This window comes from Actinoallomurus acaciae (assembly GCF_042429965.1).
In the GTDB taxonomy this organism is placed as follows: domain Bacteria; phylum Actinomycetota; class Actinomycetes; order Streptosporangiales; family Streptosporangiaceae; genus Actinoallomurus; species Actinoallomurus acaciae.
The window spans coordinates 1-2401 of record NZ_JBHLZP010000836.1 but is presented as its reverse complement, the minus strand read 5'-3'; the positions used below and the strand labels follow the sequence as shown (position 1 = coordinate 2401).

Annotated in this window: 4 protein-coding genes; 3 read left to right on the top strand and 1 reads right to left on the bottom strand. The window is 73.2% G+C overall.

The genetic code is table 11. The features are described 5' to 3' along the window. The coding region (locus ACFFNX_RS47770; protein ID WP_378213062.1) for a nitronate monooxygenase at positions 1-448 on the top strand (448 nt) is incomplete at its 5' end. A 385-nt stretch (positions 449-833) separates the two neighbouring features. Here ACFFNX_RS47770 and ACFFNX_RS47765 read toward each other — a convergent pair. Then, complete coding sequence (locus ACFFNX_RS47765) at positions 834-1415, bottom strand: TetR/AcrR family transcriptional regulator (RefSeq protein WP_378213061.1); 582 nt, start codon at positions 1413-1415, stop codon at positions 834-836. A 95-nt stretch (positions 1416-1510) separates the two neighbouring features. Between ACFFNX_RS47765 and ACFFNX_RS47760 the strand changes: the two genes are divergently transcribed. Next, entirely contained in the window at positions 1511-1924 is a 414-nt protein-coding gene (locus tag ACFFNX_RS47760; protein ID WP_378213060.1) for an ester cyclase, read from the top strand. Between the two features lie 80 nt (positions 1925-2004). Beyond that, on the top strand, positions 2005-2401 hold a 397-nt coding region (locus ACFFNX_RS47755), incomplete at its 3' end, for an ADP-ribosylglycohydrolase family protein (protein WP_378213058.1).

Below are 2401 nucleotides of genomic sequence, written 5' to 3'. Positions count from 1 at the left end.
CGGCGGCATCGCCGACGGCCGCGGCGTGGCCGCGGCGCTGGCCCTGGTCGCGGCCGGGGCGCTCCTCGGCACCCGGTTCCAGGCCACCGCCGAGGCACTGGTCGATCCCTCGATCACCAAGGCGATCGTCGAGAGCGGCGCGGAGGACACCGAGCGCAGCAAAGTGCTGGACATCGTCCGCGGCTCCCGGTGGCCCGCCAAGTACACCGCCCGCACCCTCGGCCATCCCTATCTCGACCGATGGCGCGGCCGGGAGGCCGAACTCGCCGCCGACGCCTCCGCGAAGCGCGACTACCAGGACGACGTGGCACGTGGCGCCGTCACCCCACTGCCGGTCTGGGCCGGCGAGGCCGTCGACCTCATCACCGACCTGCCCTCCGCGGCCGACCTCGTGACCACCCTGGCCGAACAGGCCGAACAGGCCCTGGCCCGGGCCGGCCGGCACTGACCCAGGGCCGGCCCCGAAGCCCTCTTCCGTAGCGCGATGTCCAGGCGGAAGAGGGAGTCGGCCTGACCTCGGCCGACAACGTCGGCGAAGCGCCCCGCGACAGGACGGCGGGGCGTTGAGCCAGACCCCACGACGACGCGCCGCCTGACGAAAGGGAGCCGCCCCCCAGTCGACGACAACGCCAGCAAGACACCCCACAGCGGGACGGTGGGGCATTGAGCCGAGCCCCACGGCCACGCACCGCCGCACGGAACAGAAACCCGGTCGGCGGCCGACGGCGACACAGGCAGGGCTTTGAGCCAGGCCCCACGGCCACGCACCGCCACGCAGAACAGAAACCCGGCCGACAGCCGACGACGGCGCAGGCGGGGCTTTGAGCCGGGTTCTACGGGGGCGTGGTCGCGCCCTTGCGCACCAGGTCCAGCAGGCGGCGGGTCCGGGGGTCTCCCGTGCCGGTCAGGGCGATGCCGTTGGCCAGCGCCAGCAGGTCGGCCGCGGCCACGCCGGGGTGAACCGCCCCGGACCTCCGTGCCCGTTCCAGTAGGGCCTCGGCGGTCGCGCGCATCGACTCGTGCCAGCCGTCGAACAGCTCCGAGCGCCGGCCCGCGCGGTCGTCGGTGAGGGCCAGTGCCAGTTCCCGCTTGGTCGCGACGTGCGCCACGAACGCCTCCAGCCAGGCGAACAGCGCGTCGTCCGGCGGCTCCGCCGTGAGCAGCGCCTCGCCCCGCGCGCACAGCTCCGTCACCTCGTCGGAGTAGACGGCGATGAGCAGTTCCTGACGCGTCGGGAAGTGGCGGTACATCGTGGCGTTGCCGACCCCGGCCCGGCGGGCGACGTCGTCCAGCGGCGCGTCGGCGCCCCGTTCGGCGAAGACCTCCTTGGCGGCGGTCAGCAGCAGGTCGTGGTTGCGCCGGGCGTCGGCCCGGCGGGGCCGGCCCTCCGGCTTGGCGGCCTCACGCGGCGGCATGACCCTCCCTTGCTAAACGGGGCACTCCCCGGTTAGTTTACCGTCAACCCCGAAACGGGGAGTTCCCCGTTTACTCGTGACGAAGGAGAACGACGATGACGGATGTCACCCCCGGACCGGGCGAGGTCCACCGGCGCGTGGTCGCCATGTACGACGAGGTCCTCGCCGGGCGGCTCGACGAGGCGCTCGCGCTGATCGACCCGGACGTGATCGACCACCGCGGCGGGTCCTCCGGCGACCACCACGGCATCGAGGCCTGGCGGCGCAAGTGGGAGGGTTTCGGCGCGGGCGGCGCGTTCCACGACGTCTCGGTGACGATCGAGCAGAACGTCGTGGCCGGCGACACCTCGGTCAACCGTTACACCACCCGTGGCACGCACACGGCCTCCGGGCGGCGCTATGAGGTCCTCGGCATGGACATGGTCCGCGTACGGAACGGCCGCATCGTCGAGCACTGGGCCGTACGCGACTCCGACGCGATCCGCCACCAGCTCGGCCAGGACTCCTGACCCCGGATACGGTTCGAGGCATGAGCCGACCGAAGCGCGAACACGGCGCGATCGGTCACTCGTCCGACGCAGGAGGATTCATGACCGCCTTCGACTCGCTCGTGGGGCTCTCCGTCGGTGACGCGTTCGGGGCGCAGTTCTTCGCCATGGAGAACCGGCCGCTGCTGCTCGACGAGGCCGCGCTGCCGGCTCCGCCCTGGCCCTGGACCGACGACACCGAGATGGCCTGCAACCTCCTCGACGTGCTGCGGCGCCACGGGCAGGTCGAGCGCGACGCGCTCGCGGCGGCGTTCGCCGAGCGGTACGACCCCTACCGCGGTTACGGCCCCGGCACCGTCGTCCTGTTGCGCGCGCTGCGCGACGGCGCCCCCTGGCGGACCGCCACGACCGCGCAGTTCGGCGGGCGTGGATCGATGGGCAACGGCGCGGCGATGCGCGTCGCGCCGCTCGGCGCGTACTACCCCGGCGACCTGGCCC